This window comes from Nocardia puris (genome assembly GCF_003315035.1).
Lineage (GTDB): Bacteria > Actinomycetota > Actinomycetes > Mycobacteriales > Mycobacteriaceae > Nocardia > Nocardia puris.
In genome coordinates this window covers 247084-266097 of sequence record NZ_QNRE01000010.1, presented here as the reverse complement: position 1 = coordinate 266097, position 19014 = coordinate 247084, and the positions used below count along the sequence as shown (strand labels likewise).

Annotated in this window: 17 protein-coding genes and 2 tRNA genes; 18 read left to right on the top strand and 1 reads right to left on the bottom strand. The window is 65.2% G+C overall.

Annotation, left to right across the window (positions count from 1 at the left end; genetic code table 11):
* Window positions 1–302: 302 nt before the first annotated feature.
* Window positions 303–551 (bottom strand): XRE family transcriptional regulator, encoded by a 249-nt coding sequence (locus DFR74_RS23770; RefSeq protein WP_084537339.1) that lies wholly within the window; start codon window positions 549–551, stop codon window positions 303–305.
* A 173-nt stretch (window positions 552–724) separates the two neighbouring features.
* Here DFR74_RS23770 and DFR74_RS38055 point away from each other — a divergent pair, with 173 nt between their 5' ends.
* The 18 genes from DFR74_RS38055 (at window position 725) to DFR74_RS23680 (ending at window position 18962) form a co-directional block, all read left to right on the top strand.
* The gene (locus DFR74_RS38055; RefSeq protein ID WP_084537340.1) at window positions 725–961 is read left to right on the top strand and encodes an HNH endonuclease; all 237 of its coding nucleotides are present in this window, start codon (window positions 725–727) and stop codon (window positions 959–961) included.
* A gap of 171 nt (window positions 962–1132) precedes the next feature.
* Window positions 1133–1204 (top strand) — tRNA-Gln (locus DFR74_RS23760).
* A gap of 4 nt (window positions 1205–1208) precedes the next feature.
* Window positions 1209–1280, top strand: a tRNA-Trp gene (locus DFR74_RS23755).
* A gap of 61 nt (window positions 1281–1341) precedes the next feature.
* On the top strand, window positions 1342–1821 hold the full coding sequence (locus DFR74_RS38220; protein WP_459178098.1) for a phage terminase small subunit: 480 nt from the start codon (window positions 1342–1344) through the stop codon (window positions 1819–1821).
* Between the two features lie 52 nt (window positions 1822–1873).
* The gene (locus DFR74_RS23745) at window positions 1874–3514 is read left to right on the top strand and encodes a hypothetical protein (RefSeq protein WP_198161666.1); all 1641 of its coding nucleotides are present in this window, start codon (window positions 1874–1876) and stop codon (window positions 3512–3514) included.
* A 22-nt stretch (window positions 3515–3536) separates the two neighbouring features.
* Window positions 3537–5021: a phage portal protein gene (locus tag DFR74_RS23740; protein WP_067503833.1), complete on the top strand. Its 1485-nt coding sequence runs from the start codon at window positions 3537–3539 to the stop codon at window positions 5019–5021.
* Window positions 5022–6074 carry a hypothetical protein gene (locus DFR74_RS23735; protein ID WP_067503836.1) on the top strand — a complete coding sequence of 351 codons (1053 nt, stop codon included), beginning with the start codon at window positions 5022–5024 and terminating at the stop codon, window positions 6072–6074. It begins immediately after the preceding gene.
* A 138-nt stretch (window positions 6075–6212) separates the two neighbouring features.
* On the top strand, window positions 6213–6764 hold the full coding sequence (locus tag DFR74_RS23730) for a hypothetical protein (protein ID WP_067503839.1): 552 nt from the start codon (window positions 6213–6215) through the stop codon (window positions 6762–6764).
* 108 nt (window positions 6765–6872) lie between these two features.
* The gene (locus DFR74_RS23725) at window positions 6873–7160 is read left to right on the top strand and encodes a hypothetical protein (RefSeq protein WP_067503842.1); all 288 of its coding nucleotides are present in this window, start codon (window positions 6873–6875) and stop codon (window positions 7158–7160) included.
* 30 nt (window positions 7161–7190) lie between these two features.
* Window positions 7191–8228 (top strand): major capsid protein, encoded by a 1038-nt coding sequence (locus DFR74_RS23720; RefSeq protein WP_084537341.1) that lies wholly within the window; start codon window positions 7191–7193, stop codon window positions 8226–8228.
* Window positions 8229–8465: 237 nt separating this feature from the next.
* Window positions 8466–8855 (top strand): hypothetical protein, encoded by a 390-nt coding sequence (locus tag DFR74_RS23715; RefSeq protein ID WP_147265901.1) that lies wholly within the window; start codon window positions 8466–8468, stop codon window positions 8853–8855.
* On the top strand, window positions 8855–9190 hold the full coding sequence (locus DFR74_RS23710) for a hypothetical protein (protein WP_147265900.1): 336 nt from the start codon (window positions 8855–8857) through the stop codon (window positions 9188–9190). The genes DFR74_RS23715 and DFR74_RS23710 overlap by 1 nt, the downstream gene beginning before the upstream one ends.
* Window positions 9190–9630, top strand: a complete 441-nt coding sequence (locus tag DFR74_RS23705) for a hypothetical protein (RefSeq protein ID WP_067503855.1) — start codon at window positions 9190–9192, stop codon at window positions 9628–9630. Before DFR74_RS23710 ends, DFR74_RS23705 begins: the two co-directional genes overlap by 1 nt.
* Entirely contained in the window at window positions 9630–10043 is a 414-nt protein-coding gene (locus DFR74_RS23700) for a phage tail termination protein (protein ID WP_067503858.1), read from the top strand. The genes DFR74_RS23705 and DFR74_RS23700 overlap by 1 nt, the downstream gene beginning before the upstream one ends.
* 53 nt (window positions 10044–10096) lie before the next feature.
* On the top strand, window positions 10097–10786 hold the full coding sequence (locus DFR74_RS23695; protein WP_067503861.1) for a phage tail tube protein: 690 nt from the start codon (window positions 10097–10099) through the stop codon (window positions 10784–10786).
* A gap of 48 nt (window positions 10787–10834) precedes the next feature.
* Window positions 10835–11209, top strand: coding sequence for a hypothetical protein (locus DFR74_RS23690; RefSeq protein WP_147265898.1), 375 nt, complete (start codon window positions 10835–10837; stop codon window positions 11207–11209).
* A gap of 122 nt (window positions 11210–11331) precedes the next feature.
* Window positions 11332–11673, top strand: coding sequence for a hypothetical protein (locus DFR74_RS23685; RefSeq protein WP_067503866.1), 342 nt, complete (start codon window positions 11332–11334; stop codon window positions 11671–11673).
* A gap of 101 nt (window positions 11674–11774) precedes the next feature.
* Window positions 11775–18962, top strand: a complete 7188-nt coding sequence (locus DFR74_RS23680; RefSeq protein WP_067503869.1) for a transglycosylase SLT domain-containing protein — start codon at window positions 11775–11777, stop codon at window positions 18960–18962.
* Window positions 18963–19014 lie beyond the last annotated feature (52 nt).

Genomic DNA, 19014 nt, shown 5'->3' with positions numbered 1-19014 from the left:
TCGGTCGGCCCCGTCGGTCGGCCCCGTCGGTCGGCCCCGTCGGTCGGCCCCGTCGGTCGGCCCCGTCGGTCGGCCCCGTCGGTCGGCCCCGTCGGTCGGCCCCGTCGGGTGCATTATCACACTCGCTCGCCATTCGCCAGACCCTTGGCGTGTCGAGAGTCTGGCTATCGCACGCGGCGAACCCGCTGGTCGCTAGCTACTTCCAGGGTGGGGGGAGGACCCCCTACCGGGGCGGCTCGCCGGCCCGCACCGCTCTGTGGCTTGCCGTGGATACGGGTTTCAAGGGTGCGTGTGTGGAACGTTCAGATGGCTGTGACGTCGATGTCGATTGTGATATCCAGCCCGAGCTTTCGCGCCCACGCCAGTAGCTGGGAGAGACTGACGCGCTCCGCGTGCAAATTGACGACCCAGGACACGTTTGTGCGTGCCACCCCCAGCAGCTCCGCGGCGTCGATCGGCGTCATCTTGCGGTTCAGCATCTGCTGCCTGATCGCTCGCATCACTTGAATGCGCAGATCGCGCTCTATCGGGTCGAGTGACGCTCTCGGCATGTCGACACCGTAGCAACGGTGACTACGATGTGCAATTTTCGAATGATCTGGAACGTGCTCTCGGGGATCGGATAATTGACTCAGTAGATCTACTGGCTGGGGGTTTGGTGGCTTGGTCACGCGAGGGAACCGTCGACTCTGCGGAGTTCCGGCGGAACCGACCGCTCGCTCTGATGCGGGATCGCGAGAGATGCCGCCTACGGTTCAAGGGCTGCTTCGTGCACGCTACCGAGGTCGACCACAAGGTCAATCGGAGATCTGGAGGTTCAGATGCTCTGGAAAACCTTCAAGCCGTATGTAGTCACTGCCACCGACGCAAAACGCACCTCGAGTCCCGTGCGGCATGGCGTGTGAATCGCCGCGCGGGCATTCATCGAGATCACAAGAGAAAGCATCCAGGACTGCGATGATCGATCCCTTTACTCAGCTCGCCATTCTCATCCTCCGGTTCGCAACGTGGGCAATCCCGGGCCTGATCCCGTTTGTGATCCAGGCAGTGGAGACCCACTCCTGACTCATCCGCTGGTAGCCAGACGCTCAAACGCGGTCTGGGTGGCGAATTCCTCCGCCTAGACCGCAGATCCCCTGTGGTCTAGGCGGAAGGACGCCGGAGTTTGGTTCCGGAAGGCGAGGTTCGAGTCCTCGCGGGGGAGCCGATGGGGTGTAGCTCAGTGGTAGAGCGGCGGTCTCCAAAACCGCGCTGCGGGAGTTCAATTCTCCTCACCCTGGCAAATCGTGGAACGCGCTGTCGCCGACCGACTCGACTGCCCGATAGGGAGACAACTGAATCATGGCTGGACGACGGCCTGGTCCGCCTCCGAAGGACCCATCACATCGGGTACGGACGAACGCCGACCCGCTCGTCGCCGGAGATGGCTGGACCGAGATCCCGGATGCGCCATACGACGGCGAAGTGCCTGCGATTCCGGAGTGGGTGAACTGTAGCGACGAGGCACGCGCCCTGTACGCAGACCTCGCAAGGCTGCCAGTGGCGCGGCTGTGGGGGCCCGGCACCTGGCTAGAGCTGCATCTATCTCTTCCCGCGGCCGGCCGCTACCTCGCCGGTGGGTCGAGCGAAGCCCTGAAGGCGTTGATCAGCGCCTGGGGCGCAGGTCTCCGACTGACGGAAGACGACCTCGCGAAGGCTCGGGTCAAAGTGGTCACCGTCGACCCGGAGCCGGAAGTCGACGTGTCGCAGGACGCCGGCCGGGTGGTGTCCTTCGCCGCCGAGCGTCGAGCGCGCCTGACGGGCCGCAGTCGTGCCTCATGATGTCGTCCACCACCCCGATCACGATCGTGACCGATCGCTGGGATGGCTCGGTGTGGCCTGGCTCGAGCACTTCGCGGTACACGGACCCGGTGATGTCGGTGGCGAGTCGTGCGCGCCGCTCATCGACGAATACGTCGCCTTTCTCGTCGATCTATACGCCCTGGATGGGGAAGGTCGCCGATTATATGACCACGCATTCCTGTCACGCCCGAAGGGTTGCGCCAAATCTGAGGTGGCCTCGTTTATCGGACTTTTCGAAGCATTCGGCCCGTCCCGGTTCCATGGGTGGGCGCAGGGAGGTGAAATATTCGAGGACCCCTGGGGGGCTGGTTTCGTCTACGAATATCAGCCGGGTGAGCCGATGGGGAAACGGCTGAAGAGCCCGTTCATTCGGTGCGTCGCCACTGAAGAGAATCAGGCCGGGTTGGTCTACGACACAATGTACTTGAATGTCACCGAGGGGCCTTTGAGTATCGCTATGCGTCGACGCGATGACGCAGGGTTGACGCGAATTCTCATCCCCGGTGGTGGTGAGGTAGTCCCATCGACCGCGTCTTCGGCATCGAAAGATGGCGGAAAAGAGACGCTAGTCCTTTTCGATGAAACACATTTGTACACCCGGCCCGATCTTCGTCAGACATACAAAACGCTCACGCGTAATTTGAGGAAGCGGCGGAAGACCGCCGAGACATTCGCGCTCGAAACCTCGACCATGTACGCGCCGGGCGAGGACAGCATCGCTGAGCAAACATATGAGCTGGTCAAGCTCGCAATCGCCGGGAAGCTGCGGAAGCACCCTCGGCAGCTGATGGATCACCGATGGGGTGATATCCGCCCCGAAGATCTGGAAAACGAGGATCTGGTCCGCCGAGCGTTGCGCGAGGCTTACGGCGACGCAGCGGCGTGGACCGACATCGAGGGACTGGTGGAAGCGATTGCCGACCCACGAAACGATACTGTCTCCTCGCTGCGCTATTGGTTCAATGCGATCTCCACTGCGGAGAACGCGTGGATCGCGCGATTTGAATGGGAAGCGTGCGGGCCTGAGGTCCACGACATCGGGCCACTGCGCGACCGGGATGTGGTCGTGTTGGGATTCGACGGAAGCCGTCGCCGTCGCCGCGGTGTCACCGACGCGACCGCGCTGATCGCCTGTCGGGTCGGTGACGGCCTGGTTGTCCCGCTGCGCGTCTGGGAACAGCCGCCGGGAGTGCATCCGGCCGGCTGGGAGGTTCCGGAGGCGGACGTGCAGGCCACGGTCCACGGTGCGTTTCGCGACTACCGAGTGGTGGGGATGTATGCCGACCCGGCACGGTGGGAGGCGGTCGTAGCTGGCTGGGAGGCCAAGTACGGCTCGCAACTGGCTGTGAAGTCGACTCGCGTTCATCCGATCGAGTGGTGGATGACAGGCGAACGGGCCAGCCGGACAACTCGCGCGTTGGAGGAGTTCGAGAACGGCATCCTCGACCAGCAGCTGCGCCATGCCGGAGATCCCACCCTGACCGCTCATGTCCTCAATGCCCGTCGGCGCATGACCAGCAGAGGTATGCAGATCGCGAAAGAACACCCCGACAGCGAGCGAAAGATTGACGCTGCGGTGGCATCGGTATTGGCGTGGCAATGCCGCCTCGACGCCTTGGCACAGGGCGTCGCGATGCCTCGTGCGCGACGTGTTGCCGCAAGGCTCCGCTAGACACAACTGAATACGAGGATGCATGGCCGATGAGAATGCGGCGGCCAAATGGACCCCCGCACAATGGTTTCAGCACTTGATGGCCAAGTTCGACGAGGATCTGCCGCCGCGCCGCGCCGATACGGCGACCGCTCCGAAGACACGACGCGAACGACTGGACCTCCTGTGGAGCTATTACATCGGGGACCCGCCCCTTCCTAGCGTCAACGACAAGTACCAGCCGACCTTCCGCGAAGTCATGCGAAAGGCGCGGGCGAACTACGCGACGATGGCCGTGGACGTCATGACCGATCGCAGTGTCCTGATGGGAGTGTCGACCGAGGCTGACAGCGATATCGACGGCGACGATCTCGGCCGAAAGATCGCCGATGAATCAGGGCTAGCGGCGCTGCAACGGGACTTGCAGACCTACCTGTTCGCCTTAGGCGAGTGTTATGTCCTAGTGGTTCCTCCACTTCCGGATGCCCCCGAGGCGCTTCCGATGATCTTGGTCGAGGACCCGAGATACGCAGTAGGGCAGAGCGATCCGATAAACCCACGCCGCCTTCTCGGATTCGTCAAGGTGTACAACGACGACATGGCGGACCGGCAGGTGGCGATCGTTTTCACGGGCGGCCAGCGGTACGTCTGGCGGCGCGTGGCGGGGCAGTACACATCGTCGTTCAACATCGGCGAGTGGGAGATGGCCGCGCCTGAGTCTGTGCCAGGGCTCGAAGATCTGGGAGGCGTTCCCGCGGTCAGGTTCTCGAACCGTTTCGGTCTCGGCGAGTTCGAGCCGCACCTCGACCTGCTGGATCGGATCATGGATGGAATCTTCCAGCGAATCGTGATCGCCTGGTACCAGAGTTTTCGACAGCGTGCTGTGCGCGGAAACCTTGATGGGGCAGAGGATTTCAGCCAGGCCGGCACCTCGGAGGACTTCATCCGAGCTGCCAGTGATGACGAACTTGTTGATCTATTCCAAGCCGATCCGGGCGCATTGTGGCTGGTCCCCGAAGGCGTAGATTTCTGGGAATCCGAACAGGCCGACTTGACGCCGCTGATCATGGCGATCCGAGACGATGTGCGCGAATTCGCCGCTGCCACAAGGACACCCCTGCACATCATCACGCCGGATGCGGCCAACCAGAGCGCCGAAGGCGCGTCCTTGATGCGGGAGTCGCTGGTGGACAAGATCACCGACCGTCAGGCACGCCAGACTGCGCCGTGGCGACTGGTGTGGCAGCTTGCGTTCGCGCTGGCGGCGCAGAAGGCCCGCACCCGCGGCGTCAAGCTGCTGTGGGCCAAGGTGGACCGGGCGTCGCTCCAGGCGAAGGCGGACGCCATCGTGAAAACCCGCGGCGTGGTGTCCCGAAAGCGGCAGCTCATCTCGATCCTCGAATTGTCACCAGAGGAAGCGCGGCTGAACGAGGCGGAATTGCTGCAAGAGCAGATGATGGCGGCGTTCGGTGCACCATCCCCGGGTCCCGCCGCCCCTGAACCAGCTGCGACAGGACTGGCTGCGTAAATGGCGGTCTCGCAGGTACTGCGCTGGCTGATCTCCACGCGGGCGGCACGCCGCGAAGCGATCCTGAACACGACCGCGGACAGAATCGAGGCGCACTGGCGGATGACCGACCCGTGGGACGGACATCAGGTCGCCACGTTCGCGTCGACCGCTGCGGAGGCGTCGACCGTCGCGCAGGAAGCGATCGTGTCGCTGGCGACCGCAACACAAATGGCCTACCTTTCCGATTTTGGGATCGGCATCGAGTTCGCGCCGGACGTCCCTGCCGAAGTCCGACTGTTCACCGATCTCGCCTCGCAGTTCGTCACGCCCACTCGTGTGGTGTCTGCTGGCCGGGAATCCGTGCGTCTGCCGGTTGCCGAGCCGTACCAGCGGCTGGCGCGCTCATACCGCGCGAACGTCGCAGACGGGAAGCCTGCCGATATTGCTCTGGCGCAATCAATTACACGTGGGAGGATAGTTACAGCGACGAATTTGGCACTCGCAGAACGTGAAGCGGAGCACCAGATCCTCACCGAGGCTGTCCGGCAGGGAAAACCGGTGATCGGCTGGCGGCGCGTCATTCATCCCGAACGGTCCGAGACCGGCGTGTGCGGGCTGTGTATCGCAGCATCGGGCCGAATCTACTCCGTCGACGAGCTGAAGCCTCTGCACGCGGAATGCAAGTGCGAGACGATGCCGGTCACCGCCGATCGTGATCCTGGCGGTGCCCTGAACGACGAGGACCTGAAGCGGCTGTACCAGGACGCCGGCGGAACTGGCCGCGGTGACCTCAAGAAGACCAGATACGCCGTCGGCGATCACGGCGAGCTACAAGCTGTCCTCATCCCCGCACGACGGGGTGACCCGGTCCATCGGCATCGCCCGGCAGGGCGACCGGACCCGGTAGATCTCGACGCGTTCCAGCGTGAGCACGAGGCGGCAACTCGTCATCTGCCATTGATGCGCCAGATTCTCGCGCAAGCGCTGGCTAGGGGCGCGGAGGAAGACTCCGGCCCCATCCGATATCAGCGGGCGCAGATTGCTCGCTTCGAGGCGATCGTGAACGGCTGACGGACCTATAGCGACGACCCTGATAGGGACCAACTGAATATGGCAACTAGCACCGATGCTCCTCGGGGAGATGCGCCCGACTCTCCAGATGCCCCCGTAGGCGAGCACGGTTATCCGCCGGAGACTCCGCTGTCGAACATGACGCAGGACGAGCAGCTTGCGTACTGGCGACACCAGTCCCGCCGGCACGAGCAGGCCGCCAAGCGGGGCGTGTCGGCGGCTGACGCGCAGGTATTGCGCGATCGCATTGTGGAGCTGGAGAATGCGGCGCGCTCCGAGGACGAACGGGCCGTCGCGGAGGCGGTTGAGGCCGCCCGCATAGAGGCTGCCCAGGCCGTGCGCGACGAGCTGCTGCCCCAGCTGCGCTCGGCGGAACTGCGGGGGTATGCCTCCGTTGTTCTGAACGGGACGCGTCTGGATGCCTGGCTCGACACGGTCAACGCCGCCGCTTTCTTCGATGACCAGGGCCGTGTCGATGGCGACCGTGTCGTCGCGCACCTCACTGAAATGGTCGGCAGTCCCGCTCTTGCCGAACTTGCCTCCCCGCCCAGCGCGACGCACCCGGACTACGGCCAGGGCCGCCCTGGGGGGCGGACCCGACTGGCGCGGGGTGAAGGAGGTCGGGCCGAGGCGGCCCGCCGATTCGGCACAGCCGCCGCCCCCGCCGCCGGACCTACGCTTGGAGCCTGAATGAGCAACATCGCTGTTCGTCACACCCCAACCCGTTACGGCGACGCTCGCGCGTGGGTGTACGCAGACCAGTCAGAACAGCGCGGCAGGGCATCGATCACCCTCGACATGGTGCTCTTCACCGCGGCGGTGCAGTACCCGCGCGGTTACCTGCCCTCTGGCATCGTCTTGGCCCGCGCCGAGTCCGGCCTCTACGGACCGTATGACGACTCCGCCACCGACGGCCGCGATCTCGCCGCCGGATTTCTGTGGACCGCCTTCACCCCGTCCGCGGACCGGGAGGCGGCACCGCTGTGGGTCGGTGTCGGCCTGATCCAGGAGGACCGGCTGCCGCCCGGCCACGGGCTCGACGAATCTGCCAAAGCCGATCTCGCCTCCTGGTTCAAATTCTTCTGACGCCTGAATATAACTAAATAACGGAGAAACATGTCGTTGATTTTCGACGGTCCGGTGACCCCGGATGACGCGACCTTTTTCGTACGTCAAGTGCCGACCCCGTCCGATCACCTGCTTGCCAAATTTGTGCCGGATCGGCTCGTGCAGGAGCAGACAATTCGGCTTGCGAACGCGACTCGCGTCAACCGAACTGCTTCGTTCCGGGCGTTCGACGGAAATATTCCACAGCTCGAGCGCGACTTCGTCTCGACCCGCGAGGTGGACCTCTTGCCTATGTCGGTGCAGGGCTCCAAAGGCGAACTCGAGCGCCTTATGTTGGAGAAGGCGCGACAGGACGGTGGAAATTCGGCAGCGATCATTCAGGCGATTTACGATGACCTCGAAGCTGGCGTCCGGGCCATCCGTAACCGTGTCGAAGTTGCGCGCGGGGAACTGCTGTCCACCGGCAAGATCACACTCGATGAGAACGGAATTCAGCTCACTGCGGACTATCAGGTCCCCGAACACCACTTCGTCGCGCCGGCGGTGCCCTGGACGTCGGTGGCGGAGGCGACTATCGTCACGGACCTGACCGGGTGGGTCGAGCTGTACATCGCCGATGTCGGTGCGCCGCCTTCCGGAATGATCATTTCGCGCCGGACCGGCGGCCTGATCCAGCGAAATGCTGAATTCAAGGCTTACTCTCACAGTATCGCAGGAACGCCGCAGATTGTGTCGCGGTCGATTGTGAATTCTGTCCTCGATGACTTCAATCTGCCGCCCATCAGCGCCGTGTACGACACTGTGATCAATGTGGGAGGTGTTGATCGCCGGGTCATCCCGGAGGATCGTGTGATCTTTCTTCCGCCATCCGGATCGCCGTTCGCTCACGTTGCGTGGGGTATCACCGCGACGGCACTGGAACTGGTGTCGGCCGCGCAGACCGATATGGCATTCGCAGATGCGCCGGGTTTGGTCGGAGTCGTTGTGAAATCGGGTCCGCCCTACAAGGAAACGACCGTGGTGGATTCTTTGCTGCTGCCAGTGCTGGAGCGACCTGAGGCGCTGATGGTCGCCGATGCGTACTGAGGAATTGTGGTAGGAAATGGCGCAACTGAATACCTACGTGCATCTGCTGGACGACGTCGGCACCAGGCACGTATTCGGCCCTGGGATGGAAATTCCAGCGTGGGCGGTCGAACTGATAGTAAATCCCGATGTATGGGCAGAAACACCGCCACCTCCGGTCGCTGCCGCGCCTTTCGGGTTCTCTCCTGAGCCCGCTCCCGCACCCAGACGGCGAGGTCGACCGAAGGCGAGTCCGGCGTGATGTACGCGACGCTCGACGATGTCCGCAACCGATATGAAGGCGAAATCTCTGGTCAGGAGGCCGAGTGGGTGACAGCTCGTCTGGCCGACGCGGACGCTCTCCTGCGCGCCATGGTCCCCGCGCTGGCCGACGGGCCCGAGGCCGTGGCCCCACTGATGGCGCAAAACGCGCGGCGGGTAATCGTCGACGCCGTCCTCCGCGTACTGCGCAATCCTGCCGGGCTGACCGAACAGAGCGTGGGCCCATTCCGCGTCCGCTACGACACTGGCGAGAATTACAGCGCCACTGTGTATTTCACCGGCGACGAGTTGTCGGTGTTCGCGCCACCGCGGCGACGCTTCGGTGTGGTCGGTGTGCGAGTCGGGCGGTGGATCGCGTGGCCTTGATGGCAGCAGGTGAACTGATCACGGTCCTGCGTCGAACGAAGCGGGACCAGTTCGGTGACACCTCCACCGACGCCCACCATCAGATAGTCGGAGTCGGAATTGATTGGTCCGCAACCGACTACGACCACGTCGGCGGCGCACACGACTTCCGTGCAAACGTCGAGGTCGACGTAGTTCTCTACTGTCCGCGGGGCGCAGACATCCTGGCTTCGGACCAGGTTGAGCTGCCTGACGGGCACGTCTACGACGTCGTCGGCGCACCCGCGCCGTGGCGGTCCCCACTGACCGGTTGGGCACCGGGTGTTGCGGTCCGGGCGAAACGGGTCAGCGGCTGATGCGCGTATCCAGTTTCGAGTACGGCGGCCACCGGACCAGCGATGGCTGGCACAACGCGGCGATCGCGCAGATTCTGCGCGGCGCACGGATGCGAAGCACGATGCGCCGCATCGGCTATCTCGCCCAGGGGCTCTACGCTGCGCGAGTTCCCCGCCGCACGGGCCGCCTGGCGGCCTCGGCACGCGTCACCACCCAACTCGGCAGCGGCAACCTCGGAGCGCAGCCAGACCGCTGGGTGGCCATCGTAGAGGCCACACAAACCTATTCTGCGGCAGTCGAATTCGGAAAAGAGAACACGGCCGAGGAGGGCAACCCGCGTCCCGCGGTCAAGACGCGGCCCACGCCGGGCTCTTTTCCGGCGCGATGGCGGGGTCGTCACACCTTCGGCGGCGACAACCGCCGTACTCGATCGGTCGTCGACTGGCTCGAAAGGCACTGATGTTTCCCGATGTCGAGGTCACCATGCTGAGCCTGTTGGCCGACCTGGGCTACACCTGCACCGCACTTCCGGATGGCTCCATGTGGGAGAGCCTGAGCCCCATCATCGCCGTGAACCGCGTCGGCGGCGGTGTCGACGGCGACGGGATCACCGACCGCGCACTCATGGCAGTGGTTGTGATCGCCCACACCCGTCCAGCTGCGTGGGCAGCCGCGGACCGAGTGCGCCAGCGCGTCCTCGCCGCCGGCGCGACCGAGGTCGATGGTGTCCTGATCGACGCAGTTGAGGAAGTAATCGGCAACACCCAGGTTCCCGACATCACCGATGACAACCGATTCGTCGACGCCTCCTACTTGCTGTCGGTCCGGCGACACCCGACGCCGACCGTGATGGTCGGAGACGTGCGCGGCTGAAACCTCAGCACCGCCGACCTTACAACTGAATAACAAGTGAATACGGAAATTAAATGGCTGATTTCGGCACCATTCGGGACCTGAAGCAGGGACTGATCCGCAAACCGCTGGCCGGCGCTATCCTTATCGCGCCCTACGATATCGAACTGCCGACCGCCTACTTCACCGGCGAGGGCTCTGAACTTGTCGATCTCAAGGCGTCGGGATTCGTTTCCATTGGCCACGTCAGTAAAGAGAACGCGCCCACATTTACGCCGGAGACTGAGACATCTGAAGTCGAGGCATGGGGACTGCTCGAGTCCGCCAGGATGGACATGATCTCGCGCAAGACGACCATCCAGTGGACTGGGCTGGAGACTCACAAGCTCAACTTGGAAATGTGGCACAACACTGACCTTGCCAACGTTCGGTACGACGCGAGCACGGGCGAAACCGCGTTCGCTGACCCAGTGGAGCCATCAATCACCTACCGGCGCGCGCTATTCCTCAGCGTCGACGGTGCGGCAGCCAACCGCATTTTTATGATCCGCGAAGCCCCCAAGTTTTCTGTGACCGAGGTGGGCGCGCAGAGCATGAATCAGGACCAAGCGATCGAATATCAGATCACTGGTCGAGCATTCGTTGACGATGCAAAGCAATATGCACTACGCACCGTTTTCGGTGGTCCGGGGTGGAAGTCGATCGTGCAGCAGGCCGGATTTGAGCCGGCGGCGGCACCACAAGCGCGATCCCGTGCTGCATGAGCACTCGATGAACAACTCCTGAAGCGACAATTGAATAGCGAGAATTGCATGCCGAAGAAGACTCCCCGCCCGATGAGCCGGTGGGCGCAGCTGAAGGCTGAGGCGAAGAAGAACTACATCGCGCCCGACCCGTATATCTTCGATGGAGCGGACCCGCCTGTGGAAATCAGCGCACCCGACAGCCTGGAGCGTTCGCTCGCGCTGGCGACCCTGCTGGACGCCGCAGGCAGTGTGGCTGTGCGGGACCTGGAGGCCATGATCGCCGCTCTCGTGGGCCGGGCCGCCTATCCGGCGGTGTGGGACGCGATTCGCGACGAGCCAGTCGAAGTTACCCTCGCCCTCGTCCAGGACATCCAGCGGCACTTCGACGCTGCGCCGGATGAGAGCGCCGCCGATCTGCCGGGGGGCGCGCAGGACTCGTAGCGCTCCTCGAAGAGCGCTACGAGTCGATCGAGTGGGATCTGCACGAGTATTGGCGACTTGACCTGCTCGACTTCGTCCGCGGCGAACTCGCGTGGGCGAAACTCTATCGGTTCCTCGGGCAGGTGCCTCCGGGTTCGCGATACCGGGCCGCGCAGGACTCGGACCAACGCCTGGCGGCCCGCCTCGCAGACCTCGAACCACCCTCAGCCGCAACCAGCCCCGAAGACGACGGTATCCCGGTCATCACATCGTCGGCTGGCTACACCACCGAAGTCCATGTGCTGCTCGCGCTATGCGACCTCGTACAGCAGCTCAACGCGACGTTGATCGCGATCAACCTGCCCAAGGGTAAACAGCCGCCCAAAGTGCGGCCGATGCCGCGGCCCGTGACCGCGATCGAGCGCGAGCGCGCGCAGCGAGAGCGGTCTGCCGTGGACGAAACGCTGGCCGACCTCGGCCTCTGAACACAACTTCACAGGGAACGGAGTAGACGTTGCCGTCTCGGTACTCGGCGGGCACCGCACGCATCGTCGTACGCCCGGACACTACCGACCTCAAGATCCAGATGGAGACCGAGGTTCGCACCGCGGTCGCAGGCATCGTCGCCGAGATCAGTCTGCGCGTTGACGCCGACACCGCCGCCGCACGCGCCGAAATCGAGGCGCTCGACCACACGGTCGATGTCGAGGTGCGCGCTTCCCGCACTGCGTTGGAGAACGCCGAGCGCCAGATCGCCGACCGCCTGGATCGCGCAGGCACGCTGACCCCTGCGGTAGACCGCGCCGCTGCCCGCCGCGCCGGCCGCACTGCTGGCGAGGAAGCCGCTCGCGGCCAGGCTGAGGGATTCCGCCGCGTCGCAACGCGTTTGGGCCGCCGTGAACGGCTGGTGGTCGAGGATCTGGCGCGGTACCGCGGACGGCTCAGCCCTGATCAGTCAGCGCGCGGGCAGAACCTCCGGGACGCGGCACGCCAGGTCGACTACGATGCCGCGGCTCGTGCTCAGCAGGCGCGAATCACCCAGCAGCTCGCTCGCCAGTTCGCGGATGCGATGTCCAGGGCACAACGCCAGTTCGATGATCTTCGCGGCGAGGGCGGGAACGGGCTCACGCGGCGCTCCAGATCACGCCGCATTCAGGATCTGCAAGCGGCGATGGCGGATGCTCGCGGACCTTTCACTCCCGGGATGAGCGACCGGCCGCTGACGGGCCGCCTCACCGACGACCTTCGGGTCCTGGCCGCGCGGTATCGCCGGGCCACCGACGTTCAGGCCGGGCTGGAGCGAATGGCGGGCGAGGCCGAGGCGGCGCTTCGCGAAGCGCGGAAGGCGTTTCGAGCCGTACGACCGGATGACGCGCAGTCAGCCCGCGCCCGCGCTGAAGCCAGCCGTGCTCGCGATCGCGCGCAGAGCTTGATCGACCAGATCTTGTCCTCGCCACCGCGCACCGCGCTCGCTCGCGTACGGGGAAAAGCCGAGCGCATCCTGCAAGGCGCGCCGCTCAACGACGCTCTCGAGGAGGATCAGCGCGCGATCCGGGAGGCAGCCCGCGCTGCGCAGAACGTGGATGCCGCCGAACGAGCGGTAGCCCGGACTCGCCGGTCGCTGGATGCCGCGACCGCAGCGGTCAACGCAGCCGAGGAGCGCCATGGCGAGTTGCTGCGGGCGTCGGACGCCGACGCGCGGAAGGTGGCGCGGTCGGAGGCGGCGCTCATTGCACTTCGGGCGCGTCGTGCTGTGGCGGCGCAGGACTACACCGCCGCTCAGCAGCGCCAAAGCTACGCCCAAACCGCGCTGATACGGGATGAAAGCGCTCTGGACCGCCGCGTTGAGATGCCGATATTTCGGCGGTTCTCCGAGGCGATCGATGAGCGCACCACCCGCATTCTCGATGGCTTGACCGAGCGACTGCTGCTCACGGGTCGTCTGCTCACCGCGACCACTCAAGTGGCGGTCGGTGCCGGTGCCGCCCTGGCTGCACTCGGTGCCGTCAACCTGGTGCCCTTGGTCGGATCGCTGCTGCAAGCCGGGACTGCGCTGGCCGTGCTTCCCGCGCTAGCGGCGGGCGCGGCAGCCTCCATTACCGCGATCGTCGTAGGCAGCACCGGCGTTCCCAGCGCTTTCAAGGCCGCCACGCAGATGACCACGAACTCCGGGCGCGACGCCGACGCCGACGCCCGAACGCGTGAGCAGGCCGCCCGCCGGATTGCGCAAGCGCAACGATCGGTGGAAGACGCCTACCGATCCTCGGCGCGCACCGCCGTGCAGGGGCAGGAAGCGGTCGCAGCGGCCGAGCGCACCGTGGAACGGGCGCAGCGCAGCGCAACCGATGCCCAGAAGGCGCTGAGTCAAGCACGGCGCGACGCTGTACAGCGCATCCGCGACGTCAACGACGCCCTACGTGGGTCGGCGACCAGCGAACGTCAGGCGTATCTGGCCACTCTGCGTGCCCGCCAGAACTTGGCCGACGCGCTTCGAGCCGGCGGTGCGTCAGGTCTGGACATCCAGGAGCTACAGGTCGCGATCACGGCGGCCGACGAGACCTACGATGACGTCCGCCGCCGAAACCAGCAGCTGCGTGAGGAGGCTGAGGAGACCAACCGGCGCGGGATCGACGGCGACGCCGGCGTCGTGCGCGCCAAAGAGGCCGTGCTGGACGCGACCGACCAGCAGGCCGAGGCGCAGGCCGCGCTCGGCCGCACCATCCGCGACGCCGCCGAGGCCGACGCCGACGCTCAGCGACGAATCGCCGACGCAATCGATTCTCAGAGCGAGGCGCTGCGCACGGCGACTGAGAACGTATCGACCTGGGAACGCAAGTACTCCGAGGCCCTTGCCAACCTGTCGCCTCAGGCACGCGAATTCGTCGAGAACGTACGCGGAATGGGCGACGCGTGGCGTTCGATGCGGCTTACCGTGCAGGACAGCCTATTTCAAGGTCTTGCAGCCGACGTCACGGAGCTGGGCCGCGCTGGGCTGCCGGTACTGAGCCGCGGTCTGGATGGCATCGCCGTCGGCATCAATAGCGGGCTTCGGCGATCGCTGCGTTACCTGTCCACCGATCTCGCCAACGTCGACCTCCAGCTGTTCTTCGTCAACGCCAGTCGAGCGAGTGCGCAGGCAGCGCGCGCGTTCGAACCGCTGACTCGCACGATCCTCGGCTTGTCCGCCACCGGATCGGCATTCCTGCCGCAAATACTGAGCGGGCTCGCTGACGAGGTCGAGCGGTTCGACACCAAGGTTGCCGCGATGCGGGCGGACGGATCGCTCGCGGCGATGATCGACACCGGAATCGAGCGCACGAAGCAGCTCGGGCGTGTCATCCGCGATACCTTCGGCGTGCTCCGGCAGGTTTTTCGAGCAACCGGGGCCGATGGCGATTCTATGCTCGACGGGCTCGAGCGCCGCGTCCGTGGGCTCCGTGACCGCCTCGCCTCGTCCGCCGGCCAGGACGGCGTCCGCGACTTCTTCGACTCCACCCGCGCGGCGTGGGACCGGCTCTATCCCGTCATGGTCGCCCTGGCCAGCGTTTTCACCGAGACCGTGCTGCCTGCGGTGCAGACAGTGGGTACGCCGATTCTGCACCTGATCGGCACCTTCGCCGAACTGGCCGTGTCACTGGAGCGTGTGATCCCGCTCCTGGAGACGCTGGTCACCGCCATTCTCGCCATCAAGACTTTCAACGCGCTGAGCGCGCTGGTCGCCGGGATCGGAGCTGGATTCCTCGGTGCCGGGCGCGGAGTTGCGTCCTTCAACGCACGATTAGAGGAATCTGGAAGGCGAAGCGCTGGCCTGCAACGGCTTTCGGGTGCGGTGTCGAGTATCGGCGCTGGAATTGCTTCGTGGGGTGGCTATATCGCCGCTGCGGCGCTGGCTTTCGGATACCTGTCGTCCAAGGCTGATGAGTTCGAAGGAAAGATCGCTAAGAGCGAGCAGGTTTTTCGCGACTATCAGCAGTCAGAGCCCGAGTTTCGGGAACGCCTGACCGAGGCCCTGTCCGAGTCGGATGGTGTCGCCGACGAGCGTGTGCGCGCCGCCATCGCCAACCGGCTCTCCGAACGCATCGACAGTCTCCGCACCATCGATGACGAAGAACTCGACGGATGGGCGCTCTCGGGTGGCTTCGGCCTCGGCGTCGGGACGGACGACGTTGCGGACGCTCGTGCTCGCCGAGATTTCGCAGCCAACGCTGTCGGCGCGTGGGAGAAGCTGCGCGCGACCTACGGTGACGTGGCCGACGCGATCGTTGGCACGAACGAGCAGTATGACGCGCTGATCGCACGCGTACGGGCCACCGGCACCGAAGGTGACGCCTTGCTGCCGGTTTTGCAGTACCTCCGCAACGAGTTCAACCAATCGGTCGCCTCGGCATCCCGGATGGCGTCGGCATACGACGCGATCCGCGCTCAAACGCTCGGCGCGGCAGAAGCCGTCGACACCCTCACTGAGGCGTTCGCCGCTCAGCGTCGCGACGCCCGAATTCAAGACGATGCACGGCTGGCGGCCGACGAGGCGCTGGACCAGCTCGAATCGATCCTCAGCAAACCACTGACGGCCGACGACGGCGCGACGGCGCTGTGGCTCGCCGACCTCATCGAGGCTAATGGCCGACTGGAGACCACCGAGCAGGCTGGACGCGATCTGACGGGACAGCTTGATCAGCTGGCGACCGCCTTCGCCGGGGTCGGAGCCGCCGCCTACGTCGCGGCCCGCGAGGCGGGGCAGTCCGAGGAACAGGCAACTACGGCCCGAGCGGCGGCGATGCGGGAAGTGCAGGACCGCCTGATCGCGATGCTCGATGATCAGCTGCCTCGCGAACGCATCGACGCCCTCCTCAGCTACTTCCGGCTCATTCCCGAGGCTCTGGCCGACCCGCCGCGCCTGGACATCGACACCAGCCCCGCGCAGCAGAGCCTGGACGAACTCGAGGACCGCTGGCGACGGATTGTTTCCAACTCGCCGGAGAACTTCGCGGCGGATGCGAACCCGTACAACGTGACGCTGAGCGACACGGAGCGAGCGGCTATGAATAGCACGCCACCCGAGATGTCGCCCGAGCAGCGCGCCGCGATCAACGACCACACCGACGGTGCCGCAGTCCAGTTGGACCGCCAGCAGGTTATGGATCAGCGTCGTGACACCCTGATCGCACTAGCCGACGAGCAGTCCGCCTATGAACGCCGCCGCCTGCAATCTCAACTCGCGCAATATAATCGACTACTCGGCTACGAACCTTCCTACCTCGGGTACGCCACTCCGGTGGACTTGTCCACCCCAAATGCACCGCCCGCCGACGCGCTGCCAATCCCTACCCCCGGCGCTCCTCTGCCGGCGAAACCAGATGCTGTAGAACACAATTCGCAGCCATCGACACCAGGCGAGGGTCAACAGGCTGCGCAACCCACCGCAGTGCCGCAAGTGCCCGACTTCTCCGCCGCCCATGGCTCGTTCTCGACATTCGCCGATGGTGTTCGTCGCGCCTACGACGAGCAGCTACTGCCCGCGTTCGATGGGATCGCGACCTCGGCAGCAGCAGCTGGACAGGCGGTGGTCGATGCCAGCGCGGTGGCCGTGCCCGCATTCACGGAACTGGGCGTCGGCGCGGCCGGATTGCACGCCAGCTTCCGCGCAGGCATCGAGGAGGGGGCGGTGCGTGCCTTCCAATCCCTGCGTCCGGCAATCGGTTTGGACATCGCGGACATAACGCTTGTGATGCTGCCCGCCCTCACGCGTGCGGTGGGCGACCTAGCCGTCAAGACGCGGACGAGCGTGCAGTCGCTGTCGGTCGAGTGGAGCGCTGTCCGGCGAGCGGTCGCGGACCCAGTCAACTGGATTCTCGACCACGTCGTCAACAGGGGACTCCGCGACGCCTGGACCGCACTGCGGCAGGTGGTACCGGATCTACCCGAGTGGACGATCACCGTCTCTCGGATCGAGGGCTATCACACCGGCGGCGTCATCCCCGGGTACACGCCTGGTCGCGATACTCGCACAATCGCCGTCGGCGGCGGCGAAGCGATCATGCGGCCGGAATGGGTCCGTGCCGTCGGCAGCACCTACGTCCACGAAGCGAACGCCGCAGCCCGCCGCAACGGCGTCGCGGGAGTGCGCCGCTACCAGTCGTCGATTCAGCACTACGCCACGGGCGGGATCGTCGCCACGGCGGACCCGCTCGACCCGGTCCAGCGATCGCTGTGGGATGCCGTCAGGAGCGCGTTCCCTCGTGCAATCCTAACCAGCGCCAAGCGCTTTCGAGATGTCGGTGCGGGATTCGACTACCACATGGCGGGGCGCGCAATCGACCTCGGCGGGCCCATGGCCGAGATTGCGCGCTGGGTCTACTCCCGGTATCCGATGTCCACGGAGCTGATCCACTGGCCGCTCGCGGGGTGGACAAACTTGAAGAACGGTCGGCGATTCGACTACGGGCAGCCGACCAACGCCCAACACGTCGACCATCTGCACTGGGCCAACTTGGGGCCGATCGCATCCGATGGGCAGATGATCTCGCTGGCCGCCGGCGGGGACTACCTGCCCGGGCTCGGTCAGCAGGTGCTCGATCGGCTCGTCACGCCGCTGGCGACCCTGCGGGACACGATCCCTGACAGCGGGACCAGCTTGCTCGGCGTTCTGCCCCGTCGCGTTGGCGAGCATCTGATCGACACCGTGCTGGCGGCGGCGCACGCCTCGCCCGCGCTGGCCACGTTCGGAAGCGCGTCCGGCAACACCGCCGACGTAGAGCGGTGGCGTCCGCTCGTGGAGAAGGTCCTACGGGAGAAGGGCCAGGATCTTGGCGAGACCGACAGAGTACTGAATCAGATCAGGTCGGAGTCCTCAGGCAACCCGCGCGCGATCAACCTGTGGGACTCCAACGCCGCCGCGGGTATTCCTTCCAAGGGGCTGCTCCAGGTCATCGACCCGACCTTCCGTGCCTACGCCGACGCTGGGTACAACACCGACATCTACGACCCCGAATCGAACATCAGGGCCGCCATCAACTACGCGTTGCGCGACCCCAAGTACGGGTCCTTGGCGGCGGCGTTCCGTGGCGTCGGGTACGACCAGGGCGGTGTATTGCCACATGGTGGAATCGGCTGGAACCTTTCGGGGTCGCCGGAGGCTGTGCTCACCTACGAGCAATGGAGCCAGCTGGCGGACCTGATCGAGGCGCTGGCCGGCGCGGCGCGACTCACCGTCCCCGACATTGACCCCGGGCACGCACCCGCAATCGTCGAGCAGGCGCAGCGCGTCATTTCCGAGGTCGTCACGCTGCTAGGCAGATTGATGCCAGAGGCGCCGAACAACCCTGGTCAAGCTCTGCCCCAGAACCCGGCCACGGCTACTCACTCTCCGCCGGTACTGGGCGAAGAGTTCGCGCCTGGTGCCGACATGTCCGTCGATCCTGGTCACTTCGATGACCCGGTGAAGCCGGAAGACCGGCACGGGCCGGGCGAGCCGCCGCTTCCGCAGCCAATGAGTCCGGAGCTGTTCACCCAGACGTTCGGACCGCGGGCCATGGACATCGTCTCCGGGTTCTTCACAGCCCAGTGGGACGGAGTGCGGTCCGATCTCGGATTGCGCGACTCCGGATTCCTAACCCGCCTCGTGCAGAACGGCGGTGCGCTCCGCGAGGGCGGCCAGCAGGCGGCGCGGGTGGTGGAGGAGCACATCCACTACCACGTCCGCGACCTGGACGAGGCGATGCGCCGGGAGTCACTTAGGCAACGGCAGAAGGCGGCCGGGTACATCCAACGCTGACTACAAGACGTCGAAATCGATTCGACCACAACTAAATACACAACTGAACAGG